This window comes from Desulfuromonas sp., assembly GCF_002868845.1.
GTDB lineage: Bacteria > Desulfobacterota > Desulfuromonadia > Desulfuromonadales > BM501 > BM501.
In genome coordinates this window covers 153223-178861 of sequence record NZ_PKUB01000018.1, presented here as the reverse complement: position 1 = coordinate 178861, position 25639 = coordinate 153223, and the positions used below count along the sequence as shown (strand labels likewise).

At 62.5% G+C, this 25639-nt stretch carries 22 protein-coding genes and 2 pseudogenes; 15 read left to right on the top strand and 9 right to left on the bottom strand.

The features are described from left to right. Positions 1-81 precede the first annotated feature (81 nt). The 8 genes from C0617_RS05880 to C0617_RS05845 form a co-directional block, all read right to left on the bottom strand. The gene (locus C0617_RS05880) at positions 82-4848 is read right to left on the bottom strand and encodes an NAD-glutamate dehydrogenase domain-containing protein (RefSeq protein ID WP_291316082.1); all 4767 of its coding nucleotides are present in this window, start codon (positions 4846-4848) and stop codon (positions 82-84) included. 155 nt (positions 4849-5003) lie between these two features. Further along, complete coding sequence (locus C0617_RS05875; RefSeq protein WP_291316081.1) at positions 5004-5879, bottom strand: peptidylprolyl isomerase; 876 nt, start codon at positions 5877-5879, stop codon at positions 5004-5006. A 42-nt stretch (positions 5880-5921) separates the two neighbouring features. Then, on the bottom strand, positions 5922-6713 hold the full coding sequence (gene rsmA / locus C0617_RS05870; RefSeq protein WP_291316080.1) for a 16S rRNA (adenine(1518)-N(6)/adenine(1519)-N(6))-dimethyltransferase RsmA: 792 nt from the start codon (positions 6711-6713) through the stop codon (positions 5922-5924). Between the two features lie 46 nt (positions 6714-6759). After that, positions 6760-7242 carry a DUF2062 domain-containing protein gene (locus C0617_RS05865; protein WP_291316079.1) on the bottom strand — a complete coding sequence of 161 codons (483 nt, stop codon included), beginning with the start codon at positions 7240-7242 and terminating at the stop codon, positions 6760-6762. A 21-nt stretch (positions 7243-7263) separates the two neighbouring features. After that, on the bottom strand, positions 7264-8292 hold the full coding sequence (gene tsaD / locus C0617_RS05860) for a tRNA (adenosine(37)-N6)-threonylcarbamoyltransferase complex transferase subunit TsaD (protein ID WP_291316078.1): 1029 nt from the start codon (positions 8290-8292) through the stop codon (positions 7264-7266). An 80-nt stretch (positions 8293-8372) separates the two neighbouring features. Continuing rightward, positions 8373-9689, bottom strand: a complete 1317-nt coding sequence (locus tag C0617_RS05855) for a PhoH family protein (RefSeq protein ID WP_291316077.1) — start codon at positions 9687-9689, stop codon at positions 8373-8375. Positions 9690-9735: 46 nt separating this feature from the next. After that, entirely contained in the window at positions 9736-10884 is a 1149-nt protein-coding gene (locus tag C0617_RS05850) for an aminotransferase class V-fold PLP-dependent enzyme (RefSeq protein WP_291316076.1), read from the bottom strand. A gap of 442 nt (positions 10885-11326) precedes the next feature. Further along, positions 11327-12310, bottom strand: a complete 984-nt coding sequence (locus C0617_RS05845) for a sensor domain-containing diguanylate cyclase (protein WP_291316075.1) — start codon at positions 12308-12310, stop codon at positions 11327-11329. A gap of 270 nt (positions 12311-12580) precedes the next feature. Here C0617_RS05845 and C0617_RS05840 point away from each other — a divergent pair, with 270 nt between their 5' ends. The 14 genes and pseudogenes from C0617_RS05840 to C0617_RS05770 all read left to right on the top strand — a co-directional run bounded on the left by C0617_RS05840 (position 12581) and on the right by C0617_RS05770 (position 24012). Next, a complete protein-coding gene (locus tag C0617_RS05840) occupies positions 12581-14815 on the top strand; it encodes a vitamin B12-dependent ribonucleotide reductase (RefSeq protein ID WP_291316074.1) in 2235 nt (744 codons plus the stop codon). A gap of 634 nt (positions 14816-15449) precedes the next feature. Further along, positions 15450-16022, top strand: a complete 573-nt coding sequence (locus tag C0617_RS05835) for a type II toxin-antitoxin system HicB family antitoxin (protein WP_291316073.1) — start codon at positions 15450-15452, stop codon at positions 16020-16022. 118 nt (positions 16023-16140) lie between these two features. Continuing rightward, complete coding sequence (locus tag C0617_RS05830) at positions 16141-16368, top strand: hypothetical protein (protein ID WP_291316072.1); 228 nt, start codon at positions 16141-16143, stop codon at positions 16366-16368. 363 nt (positions 16369-16731) lie between these two features. Further along, positions 16732-17073 (top strand): annotated as a pseudogene (locus tag C0617_RS05820) (zinc ribbon domain-containing protein YjdM). A 51-nt stretch (positions 17074-17124) separates the two neighbouring features. After that, positions 17125-17825: pseudogene (locus C0617_RS05815) on the top strand (16S rRNA (uracil(1498)-N(3))-methyltransferase); the annotation flags it as partial. A gap of 249 nt (positions 17826-18074) precedes the next feature. Beyond that, the gene (locus tag C0617_RS05810) at positions 18075-18578 is read left to right on the top strand and encodes a hypothetical protein (protein ID WP_291316070.1); all 504 of its coding nucleotides are present in this window, start codon (positions 18075-18077) and stop codon (positions 18576-18578) included. 365 nt (positions 18579-18943) lie between these two features. After that, positions 18944-19273, top strand: coding sequence for a TfoX/Sxy family protein (locus tag C0617_RS05805; RefSeq protein WP_291316069.1), 330 nt, complete (start codon positions 18944-18946; stop codon positions 19271-19273). A gap of 98 nt (positions 19274-19371) precedes the next feature. Further along, positions 19372-20136, top strand: a complete 765-nt coding sequence (locus C0617_RS05800) for a hypothetical protein (protein WP_291316068.1) — start codon at positions 19372-19374, stop codon at positions 20134-20136. Positions 20137-20272: 136 nt separating this feature from the next. After that, positions 20273-21082, top strand: coding sequence for a transglutaminase family protein (locus C0617_RS05795; RefSeq protein ID WP_365888955.1), 810 nt, complete (start codon positions 20273-20275; stop codon positions 21080-21082). 127 nt (positions 21083-21209) lie between these two features. Further along, positions 21210-21332: a hypothetical protein gene (locus C0617_RS05790; protein ID WP_291316066.1), complete on the top strand. Its 123-nt coding sequence runs from the start codon at positions 21210-21212 to the stop codon at positions 21330-21332. A 78-nt stretch (positions 21333-21410) separates the two neighbouring features. Further along, the gene (locus C0617_RS05785; RefSeq protein ID WP_291316065.1) at positions 21411-21845 is read left to right on the top strand and encodes a TM2 domain-containing protein; all 435 of its coding nucleotides are present in this window, start codon (positions 21411-21413) and stop codon (positions 21843-21845) included. Between the two features lie 19 nt (positions 21846-21864). Continuing rightward, positions 21865-22695, top strand: coding sequence for a DUF4412 domain-containing protein (locus C0617_RS05780; RefSeq protein ID WP_291316064.1), 831 nt, complete (start codon positions 21865-21867; stop codon positions 22693-22695). 64 nt (positions 22696-22759) lie between these two features. Continuing rightward, on the top strand, positions 22760-23413 hold the full coding sequence (locus C0617_RS05775) for a lactate utilization protein (RefSeq protein WP_291316063.1): 654 nt from the start codon (positions 22760-22762) through the stop codon (positions 23411-23413). After that, complete coding sequence (locus C0617_RS05770) at positions 23410-24012, top strand: CoA pyrophosphatase (protein WP_291316062.1); 603 nt, start codon at positions 23410-23412, stop codon at positions 24010-24012. The genes C0617_RS05775 and C0617_RS05770 overlap by 4 nt, the downstream gene beginning before the upstream one ends. 318 nt (positions 24013-24330) lie before the next feature. Here the strand turns inward: C0617_RS05770 and C0617_RS05765 are convergent, their stop codons facing one another. Next, positions 24331-24522, bottom strand: a complete 192-nt coding sequence (locus C0617_RS05765) for a hypothetical protein (RefSeq protein WP_291316061.1) — start codon at positions 24520-24522, stop codon at positions 24331-24333. A gap of 444 nt (positions 24523-24966) precedes the next feature. Here C0617_RS05765 and C0617_RS05760 point away from each other — a divergent pair, with 444 nt between their 5' ends. Next, entirely contained in the window at positions 24967-25596 is a 630-nt protein-coding gene (locus tag C0617_RS05760; protein WP_291316060.1) for a DUF4126 domain-containing protein, read from the top strand. Positions 25597-25639 lie beyond the last annotated feature (43 nt).

Sequence of the window (25639 nt, the reverse complement as noted above, 5' to 3'; positions counted from 1 at the left end):
GCCCCGTTTTTTTACCGCGAAAACCACAACAAATAGTTTTTGGATTACAGGTCCGTTTTATCTATCTTAACGTAATGAACTTCAGCGAAGCAGGCCGCCGAGGGCGTCGGCGAGGACCGAGAAGGGATGCAGGTTCGGCGGCACGTTCTCCCCCAGCCGCTCCCGCATCCGGCGGTAAAGGTTCACCTTGTGCCGCCGGGGGGCGATAAACCCTTCAAGGTTCCCACCCGCTTCGGTGAGAACCGCGCGTGTCAGGTCAAGGGCGGTGGCGCTGAAGGCATCTTTAAGCGCCCTTTGTGCCTGGCGGTCCCAGCGATCGCGGACTTGAACCTGTCCCAGCAAATTGACGACCTGCCGCGTACCGAAAGACTCCCCGACCTCGCGCAGGGCCGACATGGTCGAATAAAGGTCCACCCCGGCATTTTCCGCCAGAGAGACGGCCGGCAGAAAGTCCTCCATGAAGGGCAGGAGGGTGATCCACCGCGCCAACTCGGGGTCGAGGCCGGCCTCCTCCAACTGCGAAGCCTCCTGCTGGCACCCCTGCCACCTTTGCTCCGGCACGATCCCGCCCAGGTTCTTCTCGAAGACCCTCAGACTCTCCCGCAGGGCGCCGATCGCCTTGTCCTCCAGGGCGACGGGCATTCCCTGAAGAAGGGCCCACTCGCACAACCCGACGAGAGTTCCTTCGAGAAGGCGCAGGCAGCGATGCTGCTCCGCCGCCGCCATCCTGTTGTCCAGGTCGAACACCCCCTGCCGGATCTCGGCCCCGCCCAGGATCCGGTCGAACGCAAGGTAGGTGCGGGTGACCTCCACGATGGAGCGGCCCGTCCTGCGGGACGCCTGGTGGGCGAAGGAACAGCCGGCCTGGTTCACCAGGGCGTTGGTGATGACGGTGGCGGTGATTTCCCGGGCCAGGGGATGGTCTCCGAGTTGCTCGAAGAACGCCTCCCGCACCCCGTCGGGAAAATAAGACTCCAGGTATCCCCGGGCGCCCTCCCCCTGGGGAAGGTCGCTCTCGAGCAGGGCCTGGTAAAGCTGCATCTTTGCGTAGGCGAGCAGGATCGCAAGCTCCGGCCGGGTAAGGCAGTGCCCGGCGCGGGCCGAGACTTCCTTGACAGTCGGCAGAAACTCGCCGCGGCGATCGAGCAGCCCGACGCTCCCGAGGCGGTCGGCGAGGTCGAGGAAGGGCTCGACGTCTTCGGCGCACCGCAGCAGGTCGAGGGAGAGGCAGAGGCTCTGGCCGTAGTTGTTGCGCAGGACGTCGGCGCAGACCTCTTCAGCCATGGAGTCGAGAAGCCGGTTGCGCTCCCCGGCACCGGAGAGCCGCCCCTGCTCGGCGAGTTTGGCCATGAAGATCTTGAGATTGACCTCATGGTCCGAGCAGTCAACCCCCGCCGAGTTGTCGATGGCGTCGGTGTTGATCCCTCCGCCGCCGAGGGCGTACTCGATCCGGGCCCGCTGGGTGAAACCGAGGTTCCCCCCCTCCCCCACGACCCGGGCCCGGAGCTGGTTGGCGTCGATCCGCACCGCGTCGTTGGCCCGGTCGTCGGCGTCCTCGTCCTTCTCCGAACTCGCTTTGACGTAGGTTCCGATGCCGCCGTTCCAGAGCAGGTCGACTTCGGCGCAGAGCAGCAGGCGGATGAGCCCCGGCCCGTCGATCGACGCGTGCCGCACCCCGAGCCACTTGCGGATCTCCGCCGAGAGGGGGATGTCCTTGGCGTTGCGGGGGAAAAGGCCTCCCCCGGGGGAGATCAGGTCCTTGGCGTAGTCGTCCCAGCTGGAACGGGGCAACCCGAAGAGCCTCTTCCTCTCCCGGTAGGAGATCGCCGGATCGGGATCGGGGTCGAGAAAGATGTGCCGGTGGTCGAAAGCGGCGAGCAGCCGGATCTGCTCCGACAGGAGCATGCCGTTTCCGAAGACGTCACCGCTCATGTCCCCGATGCCCACGGCCGTGAACGGTTCTTTCTGGATATCGCGGCCGAGTTCCCGGAAATGGCGCTTGACGCATTCCCAGGCCCCCCGGGCGGTGATGGCGAGTTCCTTGTGATCGTAGCCCTGGGAGCCTCCGCTGGCGAAGGCGTCCCCGAGCCAGAATCCGTACTCGGCGCTCACCGCGTTGGCCGTGTCGGGCAGGTGGGCGGTTCCCTTGTCGGCCGCCACCACAAGGTAGGGGTCCTCCTCGTCGTAGGCTACGACGCCCACCGGACGCACGACCCTCCCCTCGACCAGGTTGTCGGTCAGATCGAGAAGTCCCCGGATGAACATCTGGTAGGCGGCTTTGGACAGGGCCGCCCCCTCTTCCCGGTCGGCGAAGGGCGTCTTGACCACGAAACCGCCCTTGGAGCCGACGGGGACGATAAGGGCGTTCTTGGTCATCTGGGTCTTCATGAGGCCGAGGACCTCGGTCCGGAAGTCGTCGGGCCGGTCCGACCAGCGAAGGCCTCCGCGGGCCACCTTGCCGCCGCGCAGGTGAATCCCCTCCATCGTCGCCGAATGGACGTAGATCTCGAACATCGGCCGGGGCGCCGGCATATCGATGATGCCGAGGGCGCTGATCTTGAATGAGAAGAAATAGTCATCGCGGTCGAGACGCAGAAAAAAATTGGTGCGCACCGTGGAATCGATGAGGTTGAAGAGGGTCCTCAGGATGTTGTCTTCGTTGATGTCGGAGACCGACTCGAGGGCGGAGATGAGTTCCTGGCGGATGGGGTAGAGGGCCTCCTCCTGACGGCGCAGGAGGTCCTCCCATTCCGGCACGACCTTGAAGCGGGCCTCGAAGTAGCGGTAGAGCAGAAGCGCCACCTGGGGGTTGTGAATCAGGGCGAAGGCCACCCGGCGCTTGGTGTAGGGGGAGCCGAGCTGGAAATAATAGTTCCGGTATCCCCGGAAGATGTCGATCTCCCGCCAGGACAGCCCGGTCATCACGAGAAGGCGGTTAAGGTAGTCGTTCTCCAGTTCGCCGCTGCGCAGGGCGCCGAGGCCCTCGAGGAGAAGGTCCTTGATGGCGGAGAGGGGTCGACCCTCCTCCGGGGCGCGGCGCACCGAGAAGCTCTTGATGTACAGAACCTCCCCCCCGACGCTCAGGTTGAAATCGGCCTCCTCGATAACGCTGAGATTGAGGTTCTCGAGCAGGGGCATGAGCTCGTTGAGGTAGCTTTCCCGCTGGCTGTAGAACTGGAGGCGGTAATGACGGGGTTCTCCGCCGAAAGGGCCCCACAGGTCGAGGACCTCCTTGCCGGTGGCGCGGACCGCCTCCAGGTTGCGCACGTCCCGGATGGCGAAGCGGGGATGAACCATGGCCCGGTATTCCTGGGGGAATGCCTCCCGGTACTCTTCCCACAGGGAGGTGGCGCGGCGGCCCCTGAAGCTGCTCTCGACCAGGTCCCGCAGCTTGAAGTCCCAGGGCCGCGCGATGTGGGTCAGGCCACGCTCGAGGCGCTCGAGATCGAGCCTGACCTCCTCGCGCTCGGGCTGGACCCGGACATGAAGGCTGAGATATTCGGAGGCGATATGAATGACCCGGGATGAGACCCCGGGCACCTGGAAATGACGGCACAGGTAGGCCTCGTAGCGGTGCATGGTCTCGGGCGAGTAGAACTCCCGCGGCATGAGCACAAGGAGGGTCAGGCTCTCGCCGTCCATGCTCGGCATGGCGGCCACCTTTATCCGCCCCCGCCGCAGCAGCAGCGTGAAGGAGCGCACGGCCTCGACGAGTTCCTCCGGGGCCATGAAGAAGAGTTCGATCTTGGGGAAGTTGTTGAAGATCTCGACGGTTTTGCGCCAATCGTGGCAGCCGGGGGGCACCCAGAGGGTCTTCAGCGCCTCCTCGATGCGCCGCCTCAGGGGAGGGACGTTAAAGGCGGGCTCGTCGATGCTCTTCTCGGTGAAGAGCCCGAGGAAGGCGTGTTCCCGCCACTCCTCTCCTTCGCCCTTTTCCCGGAATCCGAGGTATACCAGGGGATCGGAGCGCAGCACGGGACTTCGCCGCTCCTCCTCGCCCACCACCACCTGCTCCCGGCGCAGAAGCCGCTTCCGGAAAGTCGGGGAAAAGTCGAGGAGAGGGCGTTCATTGCAGCAAGAGGGCTGCTGGGGATCGAAGGGGATGCCGAGGGCCGCCCCCTCCGTCTCCAGGACCGTGGCGCTGGTGGCGTCCCGGCCCCGGACCTCGAGGCCGCGGCAGCCCAGGGGAACGAAGTTGCCGTCGCGCAGCCAGCTCCAGAACTCCCGAGCGCTCTCCGTCTCGGCATCCGCCTCGAGGGCGTTGAAACGCTCCCAGATGGCGGCCTGGTCCCGTTCGACCTCGAGAGCGGTGCGCAAGGCATCCTCCACCCCTGCCGCCAGAGCCGGATCCTTGTCCCGGTCGCCCCCTTCGAGTTCGACGACCATCAGGGACTCGCGGGGCCCCTTCAGGTCGAGATCACCGATCTGAATCGCTTTGCCGGCGCTACGGTTTACGGTGAGGATGGGGTGTGTGACGATGTGAAAATGCCGTCCCTGCCTGCTTAAATAGTCCTGGACAGAATCGACCAGGAAAGGGGCGTCGGGGGCATTCGTCACGAGCAGGGCGTACCCCTCCTGCCCGAATGGCAGGAATCGCACGGCCACCTCGTCCGTTCGGGATTCGATCAGGTCGAAAAGGGCCCTCAGCCATTCGACGGCCTGGCCGGTGTCCGGGGCCAGCAGGTAGGACAGCGGAGTGTGGTCGCGAAGGGCGTCGACCAGGGATTTGAGGGACTCCAGCCTTCCCCCGTCGTACTCGGCCTCGACAAGAGCCAGCACCCGGGAGATCTTCTCCGCAAGGTCCAGACGGTCGGCCAGGTGTCGCCGAGATTCGGTGATGATTTTCATGTCTACCCTCCGCGTGGCGTGAAAACCGCCGGGGACGCGGCGACGTCAAACCCACCGGGTCGGTGAACCAGGGGATCGCCCCGTTTCCAACATTTCCATTAAACCCTAATTCATCGGAACGCACCTGACAAGCGGGTCGGCGCCACCCATTCGGCTCAAGGTTCCTCCTCGATAACGGCCCGCGACCGCAGCCCGGCCACCCAGTCTTTCAGGTGCCTGGCCCCGGCTTCGTCCTTCAGAAATTTCCTGATCTTCGGTTCGGCCTCGGCCAGGTCGAGCGGAGCCGCCTCCTGGCGGTCGATAAGCTTGACCAGGTGGAAACCGAACTGGGTCTCGACCACCGGGCCGACCTCACCGACCTTCAGGGCGAAGACCGCCTCCTCGAAGGCCTTGACCATGGTCCCCTTCTGGAAGAAGCCGAGGTCGCCCCCCCGGGCCCCGCTCGGGCACTGGGAATGCTCCTGGGCCAGCTGGGCGAAATCCTCGGACCCGAGCCGCTTCTCGATCTCCGCGATGCGCTCCAGGGCTTTGTCCCGCCCCTCCTCCCCGAACTTCGCCAGGATGTGGCAGGCGCGCACCCTGCAGGGCTTCTGCATCTTGTCCGGGTTCTCCCGGTAAACCCGCTCCACCTCTTCGGCGCTCGGCTCTTCAACCTCCGCCGCCTGTTGCTCGGTCAGCATATTCACCGAGAGGTCCTGGCGGATCATCCGGTGATAGGCCGTCCGGTCGAGTCCGGCCTTCTCCAGGGTGGCGTAGAACTCCTCCTCGGAGGGGAAGTTGCGCATGATCTTCGCCTCCTCCTTCAACACCGCCTCGTCGTCGGCGACCATGCCCCGGGCAAGGGCCTCCTGGTAGATCAGCTGGCGGGCAACGAGCTTTTCCCTGGCGAGCGCCTCGATCTCTTTGCGTTCGTCGGCGCTGAGCTGGTCCATGGTTTTGCGGTGCAGTTCCATGGCGTAGCCCTGCACGGCGTTTTCGAGGTCGGTATCGCTGATGGGGGTTCCGTTTACCCGCAGAATGGGCTTGGACATCGATTCTCTCCTCCGGGCGCCACGCGGGCGGCCCGGTTCGGGCTAGGGGGCCTCTGCCAACTCATCGGCGAGGCGGGCGAATTCCTTTAAATCGAGGGTCTCTCCGCGGCGACCCGGATCGATGCCGGCTCGAACCAGGGCGGCCTCGACCGCCTCACGCGGGAAACCGGCGGCAATCAGGGTGTTGCGCAGGGTCTTGCGGCGCTGTGCGAAGGCGGCCTTGACGACCCGGCGGAAAAAAGCCTCGTCGCCGACGGAGGCACGGGGGGTCGCAAGCGGGTCGAAGGCAAGGACCACGGAGGTCACCTTGGGCGGCGGGAAAAAGGCTCCGGGAGGGACGGTCACGACTTTGCGGATATCGAACCAGAGCTGGCAGAAGACGGAGAGCACCCCGTAGTCCTTGGTTCCCGGAAGGGCGCAGAGCCGGTCACCGACCTCTTTCTGAAACATCAGCACCAGCCGCCCGAACCGGTCCCGATGATCGAGAATCCGGAACAGGATCTGGCTCGAGATATTGTAGGGCAGGTTGGCGACGAGCTTGTAGGGGGGGTGGGGCAGCAGGGCCGCCCAGTCCATCTGAAGGGCGTCGCCGAGGTGGACGGTCAGGCGGGGGTCGGGCCGCTTCTGCAACTGCTCGGCCAGGTCCCGGTCGATCTCGAAAGCGACGACCTCGCCGGCGAGGCCGAGGAGCCGGTCGGTCAGAACGCCGAGACCGGGCCCGACCTCCAGAACCCGCTCGTCAGCGCCAAGATCGGCGGCACCGAGGATACGGTCTACAATGCGCGAATCCCGGAGGAAGTTCTGCCCGAAGCGCTTTTTCGGCCGATGGTTCATTAGCTGAGGGACCTTTGCCATCCGTTGGCGTGGGGCGCCGGGCCGCTTATCCCTTGCGGGGCCTGCGGGGCCAGCGCGGAATGCGCATCGCCCGCACCGAGGGGATCGTGCGCAGGGTCAGGGCGAAGCACAGGGCCCCACAGATGAGGCCGCAGACGAGACTTCCGATCCAGAGGGGCGCGAGCACGTCCCAGCCGAGGGTTTTCAGCGCACTGAATGTGAACTCGTCGGGCAGGCGGACCCGCTCGAGGCCGAGCATGCTGCGACCGGCCTCGTATTCCAGGGCGTAGATAAAGGGAGCGGTCACCGGGTTGGAGATCCAGACCCCGAGAATCGCGGCGAGCTTGTTCTCGCGCAGCAGCATGGCGAAGAAGACGGCGAGGACCATCTGGATGCCGAACGTGGTGGTCATGCCGATGAAAATCCCCAGGGCCAGCCCCTTGGCGATTTCTTCGGGGCTCCCCCTCAGGCGCACGAAGCGCAGCAGGCCGAGTTTGCCCTGTCGAATTAAGCCGAGTCTCTTCCACATGATCGCTGCTTCGCCCGCCCCCTATCGCGCGCCCGACTCGTCCACGACTTCGTCGAGAACCCAGCTGGACAAGGCGTTGAGCTTCAGGTCGCCCCGCACTCCCCGGGACAGGTAGAAGTCCCCGCCGACGCCGAGCATGGCGGCGTTGTCCCCGCACAGGGCCGGGCTCGGGAAGTGAACCGCTAGACCCTCTTTCTCGCCGAGAGAGCGCAGGCGCGTCCTCAAGCCGCTGTTGCAGGCCACCCCGCCGGCCACCACGATCCGCTCCAGCCCCTCCTGGCGGGCGGCCCGCAGGGTCTTTTGGGACAGCACGTCGACGACCGCCTCCTGGAAGCTGGCGGCCACGTCGCGAAGCAGCTGCCCCTCGACGGGTTCTTTCTGCTTACGCACCCAGTTGAGCACCGAGGTCTTGATGCCGCTGAAGCTGAAATCGAGGTTGTCCTTGTGAAGCAGGGGGCGCGGAAAAGCGACCGCCCCGGCGTCGCCCTCGGCGGCGAGGCGATCGATGAGGATCCCGCCCGGATAGGAGAGCCCGAGAAGCTTGGCCACCTTGTCGAAAGCCTCGCCAGCGGCGTCGTCGAGGGTCCGGCCGAGGGTCCGGTAGCGCCCGATCCCCTCCACCCGGTAAAGGTGAGTGTGGCCCCCGGAGACAGCCAGGGCCAGGTAGGGGAAAGGGACTTCTTCTTCGAGGTTGACCGCGAGGATATGCCCTTCCATGTGGTGCAGCCCCACCAGGGGCAAGTCCCGGGCAAAAGCGATGGCCTTGGCGGCCGATAGCCCGACGAGGAGCGCCCCGACGAGGCCGGGCCCCCGGGTCACCGCGATCCCCTCGATGGCGTCGAGGTCGGTGCCGGCCTTCTCAAGGGCCTCCTCGACGACCACGGAGATGGCCTCCACGTGCTTGCGCGAAGCGAGCTCGGGAACCACGCCGCCGTAGCGGGCGTGGACGTCGACCTGGGAGGCGACGATGCTGGAGAGGATCTGGCGGCCGTCGCGCACCACGGCGGCGGCGGTCTCGTCACAGGAGCTTTCGATGCAGAGCAGAAGCATAAAAATCCGTAATCGGTGACAGGTGATCGGTAAAACCCGGGCAAGCTCGATAATTCCGCTTGCCGTTCACGGCCCGCGGTTTAAAGCAGGTTGGCAGCCAGTTCGGCGAGGGCCGAGCGCTCTCCCTTGGTCAGGGTCACATGGCCGGCGATATCCTGACCCTTGAATTTTTCCACCACGTAGGTCAGGCCGTTGCTCGAGGCGTCCACGTAGGGGTTGTCGATCTGGTAGGGGTCGCCGGTGAGGATGATCTTGGTCCCCTCCCCCGCCCGGGTGACGATGGTCTTGATCTCGTGGGGGGTGAGGTTCTGGGCCTCGTCGACGATGAGGTACTGCTTCGGGATGGAGCGCCCGCGAATATAGGTGAGCGCCTCGATCTCCAGGATCCCCATGTCCACAAGCTCCCGGTAGCCGCGCTTGCGCTTGCCCCTCTCCTCGACGCCGGACAGGAGCAGCTCCACGTTGTCGAAGATCGGCTGCATCCAGGGAGCGAGCTTCTCCTCCACGTCCCCGGGCAGGAAGCCGAGGTCCTTGCCGAGGGGAAAGACGGGCCGCGAGACGAGCAGGCGGCTGAAGACGGCCTCGTCGGCGACCTTGAGCAGGCCCGCCGCGATGGCGAGGAGGGTCTTGCCGGTGCCCGCCTTGCCGACCAGGGTGACGACCTGGACATCGTCGTTGAGCAGCAGGTCGAAGGCGAACTGCTGCTCCCGGTTGCGCGGCAGGATGCCCCAGACCCCCTCCTTCGGGGGGCGCACGAGGGGAATCATGCGCCTCGTCGATGCCTGGTAGCGCCCGATGGCGGTGTGGGAGGAGTTGCCCCGGTCGGTCAGGGTCATGCACTGGTTGGGATAGAAATCCCCTTCCATGTCGATGTAGCCCTGTCCGTAGAACCGGTCCACATCGTTGGCGTCCACCTCCAGCTCGGCGGTGCCGGAATAAAGTTCGTCGAGGCTGACCTTGTCCGACTCGTAGTCCTGGGCGAGCATCCCCACGGCGTCGGCCTTGATGCGCAGATTGGTGTCCTTGGTCACGAACACGACCGGGCCGTCGCAGTTGGCCTGCTTCTCCATGGCGACGGCCAGGATCCGGTTGTCCCCCCGCTCCACGGTGAGTTCGGGGGGGAGGCGCCGCAGGGTCTTTTCGGTGAAGAGCACGACCTTGAGGATTCCGCCCTTCTCCAGGGGGACGCCGTCGACCAGGGAGGCCTTCTGCCGAAAACCGTCGAGGATCCGCGAGACCTGGCGGGCGTTGCGCCCCGTCTCGCTGAGATCCTTCTTGAAGTGGTCGATCTCCTCGATCACGGTGATGGGAATGACGAGGTCGTTGTCCTCGAACTTGAAAAGGGCCTGGGGATCGTGAAGCAGGACGTTGGTATCGAGAATGTAGGTCTTTTTCATCACACCCTCCAGAAGGATTGACACATGGTGCCGGGGACGGGTCGGATCAGGACGCCTTGGACCGTGCCAGGGCGGCGAGGCCGGTCAGCGCCCGGTCGATCTCTTCGCCGGTGGTGAAGTAGCCCGGACTGAGGCGCACCGTCCCACGGGGGAAGGTGCCGATAGTGCGGTGGGCGTCGGGGGCGCAGTGCATCCCGACCCGGCACAGGATGCCGTGTTCGCGCTCCAGGCGGAAACCGGCCTCGGAGGGGTCGACTCCCTCGATATCGAGGGAGAGGGCGCCGCCGTGGCGCCCGGGGTCGAGGGGACCGTAAAGGGTCACCCCGGCGATCTGACCCAACCCGTCGATGAGCCGGCGAAGCAGTTCGGCTTCCCGGCTGCGGACGGCGTCGATCCCCTCGCCGAGGAGGAATTCCACTCCGGCCCGAAGCCCGGCCAGCCCCGGCGTGTTGAGGGTTCCGGCCTCCAGGCGCTCGGGCATCGTCTCCGGCGGCAGGTCCGAGGCGGAGTGCCCCCCCGTTCCGCCGTACATCAGCGGGGTCAGCTCCAGCCCCTCGCGCACGTAGAGCGCCCCGGTCCCCTGGGGGCCGAGCAGGCCCTTGTGCCCGGGAACGGCGAGCAGGTCGATCCCCATCGCTTCCACGTCGACGGGAAAGACCCCGGCGCTCTGGGCCGCGTCGAGCAGGAAGAGGATTCCCTCCTTGCGGCACCACGGCCCGATCTCCTCGACCGCCTGGAGCGTCCCGGTGACGTTGGAGCAGTGGCTGAGGACCACCATGCGGGTCTTCTCGGCGCAGGCCCGGCGGATCTCTTCGGGATCGACGAAACCTGTCCGGTCGGCGGGAACCTTGACCACGGTGACGCCCCGACCCTCGAGAACCCGCAGCGGGCGGGTCACGGCGTTGTGCTCCATAGTCGAGGTCACGACCCGGTCGCCGGGGAGGAGCAGGCCGAACAGAGCGGTGTTGATCGCCTCGGTCGCGTTGGAGGTGAAGGCGATTCTCGCCGAATCGGGCGCCCCGAAGAGCGCCCCGAGCAGCTCCCGGGTCTCGAAGATCAGGCGCCCGGCGGCGATGGTCATGCCGTGCCCTCCCCGCCCCGGATTGCCCGCCGAGCGCAGGGTCTTGTCGACGGCGCGATAGACGCTCTCGGGCTTGGGGAAGGAGGAGGCCGCGTTGTCAAGATAGATGGGCATAAGGTCTCTGGAAGGTGGCGGAAACATAGGGCTTCCCGGATGGTCAGAAGCTACCATCCGTCATGAGCTTTGGCAACTTAAAACTGCCTTATACTCGCTGAATTATACCCCAAGAGAGGAGGCCGGACGAGGGGGCCACGGGGTCAATGGCTCCAACCATTCACCCCCTCACCCTGACCCTCTCCCTCATGGAGAGGGAACTCTTTTCGCGGCAGTGGAATATTGATGCTGATCGGGAAATCCGATCTGATCGGATCTGATCCGTGTCCGAATGAAGTCGTCTCTGGAGAGGGGTGGTTCTCGAAAGGAGTGAAGAAGGAAGCGGGCCGGGACCACGGAGTAGGCCACGGCTGAAGGCGCCCGGAAGGGTTCAGAGCTTGATGCGCCCATTCCGGATGGGGGGCGGAAACTCCTTGGCGATGAAATTGACCCGGTTCTTCCCTCACCTTTTGGACCGGTAGAGGAGGCCGTCCACGACCCGGAGCAGCTCTTCGGGGCCCCGGGCGTCCCGGGGAAAGGACGCGACCCCGACGCTCGCGGTCAGCCCCTCGAAATCCATCCCGGCCAGGCGTTCCGCCGACATCTCCGCAAGAGCGCTCCGGCCCCGCTCGGCGGCGACCAGGGCCTCGTGGAGGCTCGTCTCGGGGAGAATCGCCATGAACTCCTCGCCGCCGTAGCGGAAGAGCAGATCGCATTCGCGCAGGGCATCCCGCAGGATCTCGGCCACGATCATCAGCGCCTTGTCTCCGCTCGGGTGCCCGTGCGCGTCGTTGAAAGCCTTGAAGTCGTCGATGTCGAACATGACCAGGGAGAGGGGCTTGCCGTAGCGAGCCGCACGGGCCGTCTCGACTCGGAGCTTTTCCTGAAAATGGCGATGGTTGAAGAGTCCGGTCAGGCCGTCGGTGTGGGCGAGCCGGCTCATTTCCTTGTGGAGCCGCGCGTTGGCGATGCTCATCGCGGCGAAGCTGGCGAGGATGGAGAGGTCGCCGCGCCTCTCCGGATCGATGGCGCGGGGCCTGAAATCGTCCAGGTAGAGAATGCCGACGATGGCGTCCTGTACTTTAAGGGGAACGGCGACGATGGAGCGGATTCCCTCGGAGCGGGTCACCGGGTCGAGGTTGAACGAGAGGCGGTCGGTGTCCTCGACGCTCAAGGGCTCACCGGAGCTCAGGATGTGGTGGGACAAGCCCCCCTCCTTGACTCTCCAGCTCTGACGCCCCGTGAACGCCCGGCTCAGTCCGTCGTGGGCGTGGAGGGAAAGCTTCTCCATTTTCGGGTCGTAGAGGGCTATGCTTCCGGCGGGCATCTCCATGATGCCCATGGCGCTGCCCAGAATGTTCTGCAGGACCTCGTCCAGGTCGAGGGAGGAGACGACCGCCTGGGCGACGCGGAGCAAGTCCTTGAGCCCGCGGACCTGCTCCTCCAAATGTCGATTTTCAGACCCTCGTCCCGCCATCGCTCTGACCCGCCCGAAATAAAAGGAAAAAATGTGAAGGGCATTTTTATCACTACGCAGGTTAATTTGTAAAGCTCAACCTTGATCTTTTTTCATCCCTGTCCGATTCCAATATTCTTTCCGATTTTCGGACCGGGGGCTCTTGACTCCCACGAGATATTGTGGTTTAAATGCCACGGTCCACACAATATTGTGCCACCGACTCATTAGAATGCATTATCTCCAAGAGGAATTCACGCCATGAACAACGCGTCCGCCGCCGAAAAGCAGGCCCCCGCCCTGCCCCTGTCTCCCAACGCCATCACCGTTCTCGAGCGCCGCTACCTGAGGCGCGACGAGGAGGGCAAGCCCCTCGAGACCCCCACGGACATGTTCCGCCGGGTGGCCGGGGCCATCGCCTCCGCCGAGACGGTCCTCAAGACCGGGGTCGATCCCGTCGCCCTCGAGGACGAGTTCTACCGCATGATGACCTCCCTGGAGTTCCTCCCCAACTCCCCGACCCTCATGAACGCCGGGCGGGAACTCGGCCAGCTCTCGGCCTGCTTCGTCCTGCCCGTCGGCGACTCCATGGAGGACATCTTCGAGGCCATCAAGAACACCGCCCTCATCCACAAGAGCGGCGGCGGCACCGGCTTCTCCTTCTCCCGCATCCGCCCGGCCAACGACGTGGTCCGCTCGACCAGCGGCGTCTCCTCGGGCCCCCTCTCCTTCATGAAGGTGTTCGACGCCGCCACCGAGACGATCAAGCAGGGCGGCACCCGGCGCGGCGCCAACATGGGGATCATGCGGGTCGATCATCCCGACATCATGGACTTCATCATGGCCAAGCGCGACCAGACCGTGCTGACCAACTTCAACATCTCCGTCGGCCTCACCGAGGCCTTCATGGAGGCCGTCGAGAGCGGCGGCGACTACGACATCATCAATCCCCGCGACGGCAAGCCCGTCAAGAAGATGCCCGCGCGCAAGGTCTATGAGCACATCGTCGACCTGGCCTGGAACAACGGCGAGCCGGGGATCATCTTCCTCGACCGGCTCAACCGCGACAACCCGACCCCCCACGTCGGCGAGTTCGAGGCCACCAACCCCTGCGGCGAGCAGCCCCTGCTCCCCTACGAGTCGTGCAACCTCGGCTCCATCAACCTCGCCGCGATGCTCACCGAGGGCGGCGATATCGACTGGGACAAGCTTCGGGAGACGGTGCGCCTGGCCACCCGCTTCCTCGACAACGTCATCGAGGTGAACAACTACCCCATCCCCCAGATCGACGAGATGACCCGCTCCAACCGCAAGATCGGCCTCGGGGTCATGGGCTGGGCCGACCTGCTCATCCTCCTCGGCCTCCCCTACAACTCGGCCGAGGGCGTGGCCCTGGGCGAGAAGGTCATGAAGTTCGTCACCGACGAATCCCGGGAGATGTCCTACGAGCTGGCCGCCGAGCGCGGCGCCTTCCCCAACTTCAAGGGGAGCGTCTTCGACACCAAGGGCGGCAAGAAGATCCGCAACGCCACCTGCTCCACCATCGCCCCGACCGGCACCATCTCCATCATCGCCAGCTCCTCCAGCGGCATCGAGCCCCTCTTCGCCGTCTCCTACGTGCGCCAGGTGCTCGACGACGACATCCTCGTCGAGGTCCATCCCCTCTTCGAGAAGATCGCCCGCGACCGCGGCTTCTACTCCAAGGAGCTGATGAAGAAGATCGCCGAGCACGGCACCGTCAAGGACATCCCCGAGGTCCCCGAGGACCTGCGCAAGATCTTCGTCACCTCCCACGACATCACCCCCGAAGACCACATCCGCATGCAGGCCGCCTTCCAGAACCACACCGACAACGCGGTCAGCAAGACGGTCAACTTCTGCAACGACGCCACCAAGGACGACGTCTCCACCGTCTACCGCCTCGCCTACAAGCAGGGTTGCAAGGGGATCACCATCTACCGCGACGGCTCCCGCGACAACCAGGTCCTCTCCGTGGCCAAGGAGAAGGAGACCGAGAAGGTCGTGCCGATGGAGAGCCGCAAGCCGGCCCGCAAGCGCGACCGGCCCCGGGCACTCAAGGGCGCCACCTACCAGATGGAAACCGGCTGCGGCCCCCTCTACGTCACCGTCAACGAGGACACCAGCGGCCTCTTCGAGCTCTTCACCACCATGGGCAAGGCCGGCGGCTGCGCCGCCAGCCAGTGCGAGGCCATCGGCCGCCTCGTCTCCATCGCCTGGCGGACCGGCGTGCAGGCCCGCCAGGTCGTCAAGCAGCTCATCGGCATCACCTGCCACAAGCCCTCGGGCTTCGGCGACAACCGCGTCCTGTCCTGCGCCGACGCCGTGGCCAAGGCGATCCAGATGCACATGGCCGAGAGCGTCGATGCCGACGCCCACACCCAGAACGGCGGGGCCTGCCCCGAGTGCGGCGGCGCCGTCGAGCACGAGGGCGGCTGCTGCGTGTGCCACGCCTGCGGCTACTCCGAGTGCGCCTAGACTTAACTCGTTGAACTTTTCGCTGATCGGTGCTATACAAATGAACGGTTTTAAATGTTTTTATTGATCGACCGGAGGGAAGAGTGATCTGACTCGCACCATGACCTGCCAAGGCCGCCGGGAGCAACCACTGCTCCCCGGCGGCCTTTTTCTTTGTGTGCGCTGCACTAAAGACACCAAGAGAATTGCATTATTGTAGGCCTGACCCTCGACACTCCACTCGACACTCCAGATGGCTATTTGAGACTTTTGTTGTAATTTCGGACACTTGCCTGAGTCCGTTTTCTCTTGATTTTCTTTCACTTTAAGAGTAAAAAGAAACACTCTTTTGCCATGGTACCGCATGTGGTACAATATGGGAGTAAAATGTGGCACCTGATGCACTTGCACTATACATGGCTTTTAAGGCTTCACCGAACAACGTGAAGTTCTCGGACTTGTGCAGATTAGCTGTTCTGGTAGGGTTTCAGTTCGCCCGCCAACAAGGCACCTCTCACAAGATATATAAACACGATATTTACACTGGAACACCGATGAACTTTCAAAGCGTCAAAGGCAAAGGGAAGCCCTATCAGGTCAGACAATTGATTGAATTCATAGACAGGTATGACCTGCTTAGCCTTGGAGAATGAGGATGCCAGAATACGGTTTTAATGTTTTTTGGAGCGATGAAGATGAAGGGTTTATTGCAACCTGCCCAGACTTTCCTGGCCTCTCTGCTTTTGGAGAAACGCAAGAAGAAGCATTGGTTGAGGCGAAAGTCGCACTAGAGGGGTTTATTGAAATTTCAAAAGAATCAGGAAATGCCCTGCCTGAGCCTACACAAATCTCATCCTATAGTGGTCAAACTCGATTGAGAATGCCAAAATCTCTACATGCCCATCTTGCCCAAAATGCACAAACTGAAGGCATGTCTCTGAACGCTCAAATAGTTTGGCTTCTTACTGAGGGGCTTTCTCAAAAGCATTCTTCTCAGCGCCTTGAGAAAAGAATATCAACAATCGAAAACCAAGTCGGACAAGTTCTTGACATCCTCCTCACTGAAAAAGCGAAAAAAGCAAAAATGACGAGTGTTTCATCTTGGAAAAACAGTATGGTTTTCGATACAGAGGGAGTGACCAGCTATGATTTCGACCAAACTTACAAAAGGACCATTCCTCAAACATTGTCACTTCACGAGGAAGGATTTAAAGGAACAAGGAACTAATAAAATAAAATTGCCAATATCATTTGAACTTGAACACTCTAACACCATAAATAGAGACAAGCTTAAGGTTTGTCTTCATATACTTATATCAAACGGGGATTCTCCTTTTTAACTCGATATGGCAGTAGATGCCGAATTTGAGATTAAAGGGGAAGCATCGGACGACAAGATTAAAGAGTTATCATTCCTTGAGGCCCTACCCGTAATTTACACTCTTGCAAAAGATATGGTCTCTACCTTTACAGGAAAATCATTCACAACCCCAGTGACCTTGCCACAACTAGACTATAATGCTTTTTGTGAGGAGGCAGAACCAAAGGAAGCACTGCCAGAAGAAGGCTCTTAATCGTCCCCCTTGGCTCAATTATTAGAAAAGTCCAGAAGCCCCTGGGGAACCGCATTCCCCAGGGGCTTCTTGCATGATGGAACTCAAGCCCGGGGTGGTGCACTTGCAATTTGAATCTACCATCTGCATGTTTCGTCGATCAGGGCTACCTCTTGCAGACATTCAAGGCCCCCGAGGGGGACAGGCACCTTTTAATGAATTATCGGCTATTTGGGTGAGAGGGACAGGCAACTTTGCAGACCGCGCAAAGTAGCCACGGGGAGTTCCGGGGACACCATACTTAATTCGACTAGGACGATCGGAACACCCACGGCACCAACCGAAAACAACTATCAGCAAATCAAGAAGTAGAGGATATACACCATGAGTGATTTACCCAATTGCCCTGAATGCAGCTCAGAATACACCTACGAAGACGGAGCCATGTACGTCTGCCCGGAATGCGCATATTAATGGTCCCAAAATGCGCCCATCGAAACCGCCGAAGCCGCGAAAGTCATCACCGACGCCCACGGGAACGTCCTCCAGGACGGCGACACGGTCACCGTGATCAAAGACCTCAAGGTCAAGGGCTCGTCATTGGTGGTCAAGGTCGGTGCCAAAGCCAAGAACATCCGCCTGGTCGACGGCGATCACGATATCGACTGTAAAATAGACGGCATCGGCGCGATGAAGCTGAAATCCCAGTTCGTCAAAAAGGCCTGAAAAGCAGGTGCGGCAGAGAATCCCCCCGACATCCCCGGAAGAGCTATCCCCTTGAACCTGATCCTCCTCTTCGAAGAAGACTTCCTCCCCGACGGCCGGCAGGTTCGCCTGACCGGCCGGCGCCTGGAGCACGTGCGCACGGTGCACCGCGCGAAGACCGGGGACGAACTCACCGTCGGCCTGCTCGGCGGCAGGATCGGCAGCGGCCGGGTTCTGCGCCTCGACAAGGAGGCGCTGGAGATGGAGGTGGCCCTCGACAGGGACCCGCCGCCGCCCCTCCCCCTGACCCTGCTCCTCGCCCTGCCCCGCCCCAAGGTTCTGCGGCGGACCCTTCAGACCGCCGCCTCCATGGGGGTGAAGCGGATCGTCCTGCTCAACGCCTACCGGGTGGAGAAGAGCTACTGGCAGAGCCCCATGCTCGGGGAGGAGGCCCTGCGTGAGCAGCTCGTCCTCGGCCTGGAGCAGGCCCGCGACACGGCCCTGCCCGAGATCGAGCTGCGGCCCCGCTTCAAGCCCTTCGTCGAAGACGAACTGCCCGCCCTGGCCGGCGGCACCCGCGCCCTCGTCGCCCACCCGGCGGCCGCGGGGCCCTGCCCCCGCGCCTCCGAAGAGCCCGTCACCCTGGCGATCGGCCCGGAGGGCGGCTTCATCCCCTACGAGGTCGAAAAGCTCTCCGAGTGCGGCTTCGCCCCCGTCACCCTCGGAGAGCGCATCCTGCGGGTCGAGGCCGCCGTCCCCGCCCTCCTCTCCCGNCCCGGTTGTTCTAAGCCCTCCCGAAAGAATTCTCCAGCGTGAGCCCCCCCTCCCCTTGATCCCCGGGAAAAACAAGGCTGGCCACGCAGGACAAGAACGTCATGACGTCGGCTTCGGGCAACGAACCGTAGATTATTGTTTTGCCTTTGCGTGGCCCAGAAGGTACATTTAATGCCACCAAAGTTGCAAACCCCGCCCATCGGGGCATCCCGGCCTGTCGGGTATCTTGGGAGAAAGGCAACAACCCAGTGGTTCCTGGCGCAAGACCCTCCATCATCGATGTCGAAGCCTCCGGGTTCGGCCCGTTCAGCTACCCCATCGAAATCGGCCTGGCCCTCTCATCCGGCGAGCGTTTCTGCACCCTCATCGCTCCCCACCCCGAGTGGACCCACTGGGACGAGGAAGCCGAGAAGGAGCACGAAGTCACGCAGGAGATCCTGACGGCCCACGGCAGACCGCTTCAGGCGGTAGCGGCCAATCTCAACGAAATACTCGAGGGCCAAACCATCTACTCAGACGGATGGGTGGTGGACAAACCCTGGGTGGACAAGCTTTTTTACATGGCGGGCGTCCCTTGCAAGTTCAGCGTCAGCGCCCTGGAGCTGATCTTGTCGGAACCCCAGATGGACATCTGGCACACGGCAAAAAACCGGGTCATCACCGACATGGACCTGAAGCGCCACAGGGCGAGTTCGGACGCCCTCATCATCCAGGAAACCTACGCCAGAACCCTCGCCCGAACGACCTCCTGAGCCCTTCCGGGACGGCCCACACCCCACGCCCCATTCCCCTCCCAAGCTTGCCGCTTCGTCCCGGCCCGCCCACGTTCGCTGGACAAAAGACCGCGACAGGGCTACCCTTTTCACCTCCTCCCGTTTTAAAATGAGCGGGTGTAACGATCGACCCCAAACCCAACACCCGTGTCTCACGCAAAGCCGCAAAGACGCCAAGAAGGGCAAAAAAGCGATTCCTCATGATTTTCTTTGCGACTTTGCGGCTTGAGTGAGCGAATGCGAACGGGCGTGAGGCCGATTTTGAGTTCAATCGCCCCTGTTGCCCTGGCAGAAGGCAACTTTCCGCAGCACATAACCTGAGAGATGCTCACAGAAAGGTATTCATGGCCTACAGTGAAGAACTCGCCGGGAGGATCCGGGTCGAACTGATCGCCCGCGAGGGATACGTTGAAAAGAAGATGTTCGGCGGGATCTGCTTCATGCTGAAGGGCAACATGGCCTGCGGCATCGTCGGCGACTTCCTCATCGCCCGGGTCGGCCCGGTGAAGTACGCCGAGGCCCTGGACGAACCCCACGCCGCATTATTCGACTTCACCGGCCGCCCGATGACCGGGTGGGTCAAGGTCGCCCCCGAGGGGTGGAACGCCGAGACCGACCTGAAGAAGTGGGTTCAGATGGGGGTGGACTACGCCCTCTCCCTGCCTCCGAAGTAGACCAGGGGGAGACAATCCCACGGACGCAGACTCAATCCCATTGCCTGCTTTGCATTCTTTTTCAAAGACTTGAAACCCAATACCTAATGGACATTATCATGCCGCGCGCCTCCTCTTTTCTCGCCCCCATCCTCCTTCTCCTCTTGTTTCTTCCCTCTCCCGCCATCGCCTGCGAAGTCGAGAACGGGAGCGGCAAAATCCAGCTTTCGGACAGTTCCGTCTACGAGGGAGAGTTCCGAAACTGCCTCTTCGAGGGCCATGGAAAACTAACCTGGCGGGACGGGTCGAGCTTCGAGGGGGAGTTCCACCGGGGCCTTCGCCACGGCTCCGGCCGCCACACCCACGCCAGGGGCTGGACCTACGAGGGCGAGTACCGCGAGGGCCTGAAGAGCGGCAGGGGCCGATTGACCTACCGCAACGGCGACCTCTACGAGGGCCAGTTCGAAGAGGGAAACTTCAACGGCACCGGGGTCTTCACGAGCGTTTTCGGGGAAGTCTACGAGGGGGAATTCAAGAACGGCCTTTACCATGGCAGGGGCATCCAGACCTACGAGGACGGCTCCAAGGTCGCCGGGGATTTCCGCGAGGGGCTCTGCAACGGCAAAGGGCTTGCGGCCTACGCCAACGGGGACCGTTTCGACGGCGAATTCCGGGACGGCTACTGGGACGGGTTCGGCCTCGCGATTTACGCCAACGGGGACACCTACGAAGGTCAGTTCAAAAAAGGGCTCTTTCACGGCTCGGGCCGCTTCACCTATGCGGACAACGGGGAGGTCCTGCGCGGGCGCTGGGAGAACGGCGAATACCTCGACCCGGCCGGGACGGCCTACCTGGACGAGTCGCCGGCCCCGATCGAGATGTAGCCCACCTTCCCCCGATGACAGAAAGCGCAAGACTCGGTATAATGGCGGGGTATCCAAAAAGAGCCTGCCAAGACGGAGAATCGCCATGGAGACGAACCATGTGTCCGGCCTTAATCCACCCGACACCTGCAAGGGGATGACCATCCGCCTCGGTTACGAACTGGTCTTCCACTTTACCGCGCCGACCCCCCTGCTCCTGATGCTCAAAACACACCCTTCCCGGGCTTCCTCCCTGCTCGAACCGGACCACCTTCACACCGACCCGTCAGTGGAGATCACCGAATTCATCGACTGCTTTGGCAACCGCTGTGGCCGCACCGTGGCCCCGGCGGGCCGCTTTCGGATATGGACCGACGCCCTCGCCAGCGACAGCGGAGAGCCGGACCCGGTCTGCGCCGAAGCCCGTCAACACCCGGTGCCGGAACTGCCGGTAGAGACGCTGCCCTTTCTTGCCGGCAGCCGCTACTGCGACACCGACCGGCTGACCGAGGCGGCCTGGGACATGTTAGGGTCGGCCCCCGAGGGATGGGGGCGCGTCCAGGCGATCTGCGACTGGGTGCATGCCAACATCCGCTTCGGCTACGAGTACGCCCGGCCTACCATGAGCGCCTGGGACACCTTCACCGAACGGGTCGGGGTCTGCCGCGACTTCATGCACCTGGCCATCTCCTTCTGCCGCTGCATGAACATCCCGGCCCGCTATGCCTGCGGCTACCTCGGCGACATCGGCGTCCCGCCGGTTCCCTACCCGATGGATTTCAGCGCCTGGTTCGAAGCCTACCTCGACGGGCGATGGCACACCTTCGACGCCCGCCACAACATCCCCCGCATCGGGCGGGTCCTGATGGCCCGGGGCCGCGACGCCGGGGACGTCGCCCTGACCACCGCTTTCGGCCTCAACACCCTGGTCGGCTTCACGGTCTGGACCGACGAGGTCCGCCACTGACCGTGGGCCGTCCCGGCCTGCGCCGCCCCATTTTCGCCCCGTTCCATTGCTCCTTCGCCGATGCGAGTTATACTAATATACTTAGGTTCGGATATCCTTTTTCATCTCCCCAAAGGAGGGGCTCGCCATGGGCATCATCGAAACCGTTCTCGCCGTCATCGCAACCGTCATTTTCGCCGTCATCGCCGTCATCCCTTTTGAAATCATTGCAAAATTAATGGAACGTCGCGAAAAGCGCGGGCCGAAGTAACCGGTCGCTGCGCCCCTGAAGTTCTCCCACCATCCACCCCGGCCATCGGCTTCCTCCCGGCCAGAAAGGCGAACCTCCATGACGACAGGCACCCAGACCCACATCAAGGCGATCGGCTACATCCTGTGGCTGTTCGGGTTCACAGGATCGCACCGCTTCTATTTCGGCAGGCCGATCTCCGGGACGATCTACTTCTTCACCCTCGGCCTGCTCGGCATCGGCTGGCTCGTCGATCTCTTCCTGATCCCTTCGATGGAACGCAGGGCGGGCCGTCGGTACAGCGCCGGCGAAATCGACTATACCGCCGCCTGGATCCTCCTGACTTTTCTCGGCCTGCTCGGCGTACACCGGATGTATATGCGCAAGTGGATCACCGGCATCCTCTACCTGGTGACCGGAGGCTTGTTCGGAGTGGGATACCTCTACGACTTCTGGACCCTCAACAGCCAGGTCGCCCTTGTCAACAAGCCCGATGCGGAGAAAGCGCCTCCCGCCATAGCAACGCCACTGTAAAGCGGCCCAGGAGACCACCATGACCAGAACCGCCGTTCCGATCCTGTTTCTGCTCTTCTGCCTCCTCCCCGCCGTCGCCTTCGCGGCCTCCTACATGAAGGTGGAAATCGACGATGGGGAGGAAGGGACGATGATCGAGGAGTTGTGGTTCGAGAAGGCCAAAATGCGCCAGGCCTTGGTCGGCCGCCCCGAATACATGCTCCTCGACAACGACCGGCGCCAATTTTTCGTGGTCAACCCGCAGGAGCGCACCGTCATGGACATGAGCGGGGCCATGGCGGGCGGGAAAGACAAGGGGAAAGGAAAACGCCTGCGGGCGACCTTCGAGAAAATCGGAAAGGGACCGAAGGTCGCTGGCCTGCCCACGACAAGGTTCCACATAAGCGCCGAGGGAGAAAGCTGCGGGGAATTCCTGCTTTCCAAAAAGGCCCGGGAGTTTGCCGAGCACATGTCCATGCTCGAAGATTTCGGCGAATCGGAACAGCAGCAGGAGATGCTCTACGGTGCGGAAGAAGACCCCTGCGACCGGGCTTTCGGAAACACCCGGGAGATCTACGAAAAGCACGGCATCCCCCTGCAGGTGGAGGACCCCCAGGGAATGGTGGTGTACCGGGTTCTGCAGCTGGAGCGGAACGCATCGACTCCGGAGGGGTGGTTCACCGTTCCGGCGGGGTATGATGTGGTCGATGTCGGGAAGACGATGCGGGAGGCCATGGAGGGGCTGAACGAGGCGATGAAGGAGGGGCTCCCCCCGATGGAGGGAATGGACGATCAGGGCTCCATGGAGGGGGTGGAAAATGTGGAAGAGATGATGCGCCGCCTTCAGGAAATGATGCAACAGGGACAGTAGCCCTCCGCGCAGTCCGCACCATTTCCCCCTTCCCCTCGGCACGGCCAGGGGGTATCATGGGCGCATGGAAACCCCGCCCCGACACGAGTCCCGGAACCGGCTCGAGATGTGCCGCCAGGCCCTGGAGGCCAACGGCTTCGAAGCCTTCGTTTCGGCCACCCCGGCCGAGGCCGGGGATCTGGTCATCGGGGAGATCCTGCCCCGCCTCGAGGCGAAGTCCTTCTCCTGGGGGGACTCCCTCACCATGCAGGCGACAGGCATCCTCGACAAACTCCTCGTCCGCCCCGGGCTGGAGGTGATCCGCACCTTCGAGCCGGGGGTGGAGCGCGGAGAGGGCATCGAGCGCCGCCGCCGAGCCCTGCTGGTCGATCTGTTCCTCACGGGCAGCAACGCCGTCACCGAGGGGGGCCAGCTGGTGAACCTGGACATGGTCGCCAACCGGGTTGCGGCCATCGCCTTCGGTCCCAAAAGGGTGATCATCTTTGCCGGGCGCAACAAGATCGTGCCGAGTCTCGAGGCGGCCATGGACCGGGTCCGCGAACTGGCCGCCCCGGCCAACGCCATGCGCCACGCCTTCGCGACCCCCTGCGCCCGCACCGGCTGCTGCCACGACTGCGACAGCCCCCAGCGCATCTGTAACACCTGGACCATCACCGAGAAATCCTTTCCCAGGGGACGGGTCACGGTGATTCTCATCGACCAGGACCTCGGGCTATGACACCTCCGGCTCCCTCCCTGGGACAGATCGCAGGAACCCTGTCCGTCCACCAACCGAAGACGCATGCACCGGCCCATCGTACCCACGCCGCGGTAGCCATGATCCTGCGCCCGGCCAAGGGCGGCCCGGAGATCCTCTTCATCGAACGGGCCCACCACGAGGGAGACCCCTGGTCCGGGGATCTCGGCTTTCCCGGGGGCCGGATCGAGCCGGAGGACGGCGGCGCCCGGGACGCATCGATGCGGGAAACCCGGGAGGAAATCGGCGTCGATCTCGCCGGCGCCCGCCTGCTCGGCCGTCTGGACGACCTGAGCGGCGCCCACCTTCCGATCGTCGTCTCCTGCTTCGTTTTCGCCCTGGAGGGGCCCGTAGACTTTTCCTTGAACGAAGAGGTGATGGACGCCTTCTGGGTCCCCCTGGAAAACCTGATCGCCCCTGAACGCCACGCGCACGCCACGGTACACTTCCGGGGGACGGCCCTGGTCCGCCCCGCCCTTCGCCTGCTGGAGCCCCCCCGCCCTGTCCTTTGGGGCATCACTTACCGCCTGGTGAGCCGTTTTCTGACCCTGCTCGGCCGCCCTCTCCCCGCCACCGGCTAGGCCGCCTCTTCACGGTAGTCGGCGACAGTCCGCAAAAAAACAAAAAAAACACCCCGAAAGTAGGAGGGAAACCTTTCGGGGCGAAAGCGGAAGCCCGCGTCCGGGCCTCCTTTGAATTCTTTAGTATATTTATAACCTATTGAGTCCCCTTTTGTCAAGCCATTCCGCAGCCCCCGACATCGCATTCCGCAGCGCTTTTCTTTTTTCCCAATTTTCTCAACCCTTAAACAAAAACAGCCAGGTCAAAGCCTGGCAATCCCGAACGCTTGCAAAGGAACAAAAAAGAGGTGCGGAAAAGAATCAAAGAAGGTCTACTGTTTAAAAGATCCCGTTCAGAAGGACCCTGCCGAGCAGGTAAGCAAGGGCCGGCCAAAAAATCACCAGCGCTGCGACCAACCCACCCAGGCAAATGAGAACATTACCGACGATCCGCAAGGTTGCCTTCAGGTATTTCTCCGAAAAGGCATCCTCGCCTACCAAGTAGCCCTTATATTCTCCAGTATTGTTCATAAGCACCTCCTTTTCCGGACGTTATCTCATTGCAACATCCAGCATGTGCTTTTTTATCGACCCCCGATGTTCTTTTGTCCGCGCCCCTAGTTTTGTTTTCACACGGCGCTTTTCTTTCTTTTCACACCTACATATTATCACCCTTCAATATTTTGCAAACAATTTAAATGCGCCATTCGCATCTCAATACAACAGCAATTTACAACATTTTCACAGATTTCCTCTATTCAATATATGGATCAAAATACTCGTTTTTTAACCTTTAGCTTGATGGCCACTCAAAAACATTTTTTGAAATAGAATGAATCTTATAGTGGGTTTAACCTAACTAGCATTATACCTGTGGCTTCACGCCCAGAAAGCCTCGAACCCCAGGCATCTACGGGAAATCAAAAACCATGTTAAAATGGTAAACAAACTGACCTTTCACCCTCGGGAGACGACATGGAACACCTGAATCAGATCTCCAACACCCTTGCCCTGACCATGGGTGTCGCCTGGGCCAGCGGCATCAACCTTTATGCCGCGATCCTGATGCTCGGCCTGCTCGGCGCCACCGGAAACATCGCCCTCCCGCCGGATCTCCTGATTCTTACTCAGCCGATCGTGATCTTTGCCGCCGGAGCCATGTACCTGGTCGAATTCGCAGCGGACAAGGTTCCCGGCGTGGACACCGGCTGGGACGGGATACAGACATTCATCCGCATTCCGATGGGGGCGCTCCTCGCCGCGGGGGCCGTCGGCGAGGTCACCCCCGCCCTCTCCCTGGCGGCCGCCCTCTTCGGCGGCGGGCTCGCAGCAGCGACTCACGCCACCAAGGCGGGAACAAGAATCATGATCAACACCTCCCCCGAACCGGTGACCAACTGGGTCGCCTCCCTCGGAGAGGACGTGGCCGTCATCGGTGGACTCTTCCTGGCCCTCAACTACCCGTGGGTTTTCCTCGCCCTGCTGGCAGGCTTCATCGTGCTGGTTGCCTGGCTCCTCCCCAAGATCTGGCGGGGGGTCCGAAGCTTTTTCGCATTTCTCGGGCGGATATTCCGTGGCCCAGCGCCTCCGCCCGCATCCGGATAACCGAACAGTCATCGATGAGGAGTAAGATCCTCCGATTTCCGCA

Bases quoted from the DNA above. Each gene is read 5' to 3' on its own strand.
- C0617_RS05880 (WP_291316082.1), bottom strand. From the start codon at position 4,848: ATGAAAATCATCACCGAATCTCGGCGACACCTGGCCGACCGTCTGGAC.
- C0617_RS05875 (WP_291316081.1), bottom strand. From the start codon at position 5,879: ATGTCCAAGCCCATTCTGCGGGTAAACGGAACCCCCATCAGCGATACC.
- rsmA (WP_291316080.1), bottom strand. From the start codon at position 6,713: ATGAACCATCGGCCGAAAAAGCGCTTCGGGCAGAACTTCCTCCGGGAT.
- C0617_RS05865 (WP_291316079.1), bottom strand. From the start codon at position 7,242: ATGTGGAAGAGACTCGGCTTAATTCGACAGGGCAAACTCGGCCTGCTG.
- tsaD (WP_291316078.1), bottom strand. From the start codon at position 8,292: ATGCTTCTGCTCTGCATCGAAAGCTCCTGTGACGAGACCGCCGCCGCC.
- C0617_RS05855 (WP_291316077.1), bottom strand. From the start codon at position 9,689: ATGAAAAAGACCTACATTCTCGATACCAACGTCCTGCTTCACGATCCC.
- C0617_RS05850 (WP_291316076.1), bottom strand. From the start codon at position 10,884: ATGCCCATCTATCTTGACAACGCGGCCTCCTCCTTCCCCAAGCCCGAG.
- C0617_RS05840 (WP_291316074.1), top strand. From the start codon at position 12,581: ATGAACAACGCGTCCGCCGCCGAAAAGCAGGCCCCCGCCCTGCCCCTG.
- C0617_RS05835 (WP_291316073.1), top strand. From the start codon at position 15,450: ATGCCAGAATACGGTTTTAATGTTTTTTGGAGCGATGAAGATGAAGGG.
- C0617_RS05830 (WP_291316072.1), top strand. From the start codon at position 16,141: ATGGCAGTAGATGCCGAATTTGAGATTAAAGGGGAAGCATCGGACGAC.
- C0617_RS05805 (WP_291316069.1), top strand. From the start codon at position 18,944: ATGGCCTACAGTGAAGAACTCGCCGGGAGGATCCGGGTCGAACTGATC.
- C0617_RS05800 (WP_291316068.1), top strand. From the start codon at position 19,372: ATGCCGCGCGCCTCCTCTTTTCTCGCCCCCATCCTCCTTCTCCTCTTG.
- C0617_RS05795 (WP_365888955.1), top strand. From the start codon at position 20,273: ATGACCATCCGCCTCGGTTACGAACTGGTCTTCCACTTTACCGCGCCG.
- C0617_RS05790 (WP_291316066.1), top strand. From the start codon at position 21,210: ATGGGCATCATCGAAACCGTTCTCGCCGTCATCGCAACCGTCATTTTC.
- C0617_RS05785 (WP_291316065.1), top strand. From the start codon at position 21,411: ATGACGACAGGCACCCAGACCCACATCAAGGCGATCGGCTACATCCTG.
- C0617_RS05780 (WP_291316064.1), top strand. From the start codon at position 21,865: ATGACCAGAACCGCCGTTCCGATCCTGTTTCTGCTCTTCTGCCTCCTC.
- C0617_RS05775 (WP_291316063.1), top strand. From the start codon at position 22,760: ATGGAAACCCCGCCCCGACACGAGTCCCGGAACCGGCTCGAGATGTGC.
- C0617_RS05770 (WP_291316062.1), top strand. From the start codon at position 23,410: ATGACACCTCCGGCTCCCTCCCTGGGACAGATCGCAGGAACCCTGTCC.
- C0617_RS05765 (WP_291316061.1), bottom strand. From the start codon at position 24,522: ATGAACAATACTGGAGAATATAAGGGCTACTTGGTAGGCGAGGATGCC.
- C0617_RS05760 (WP_291316060.1), top strand. From the start codon at position 24,967: ATGGAACACCTGAATCAGATCTCCAACACCCTTGCCCTGACCATGGGT.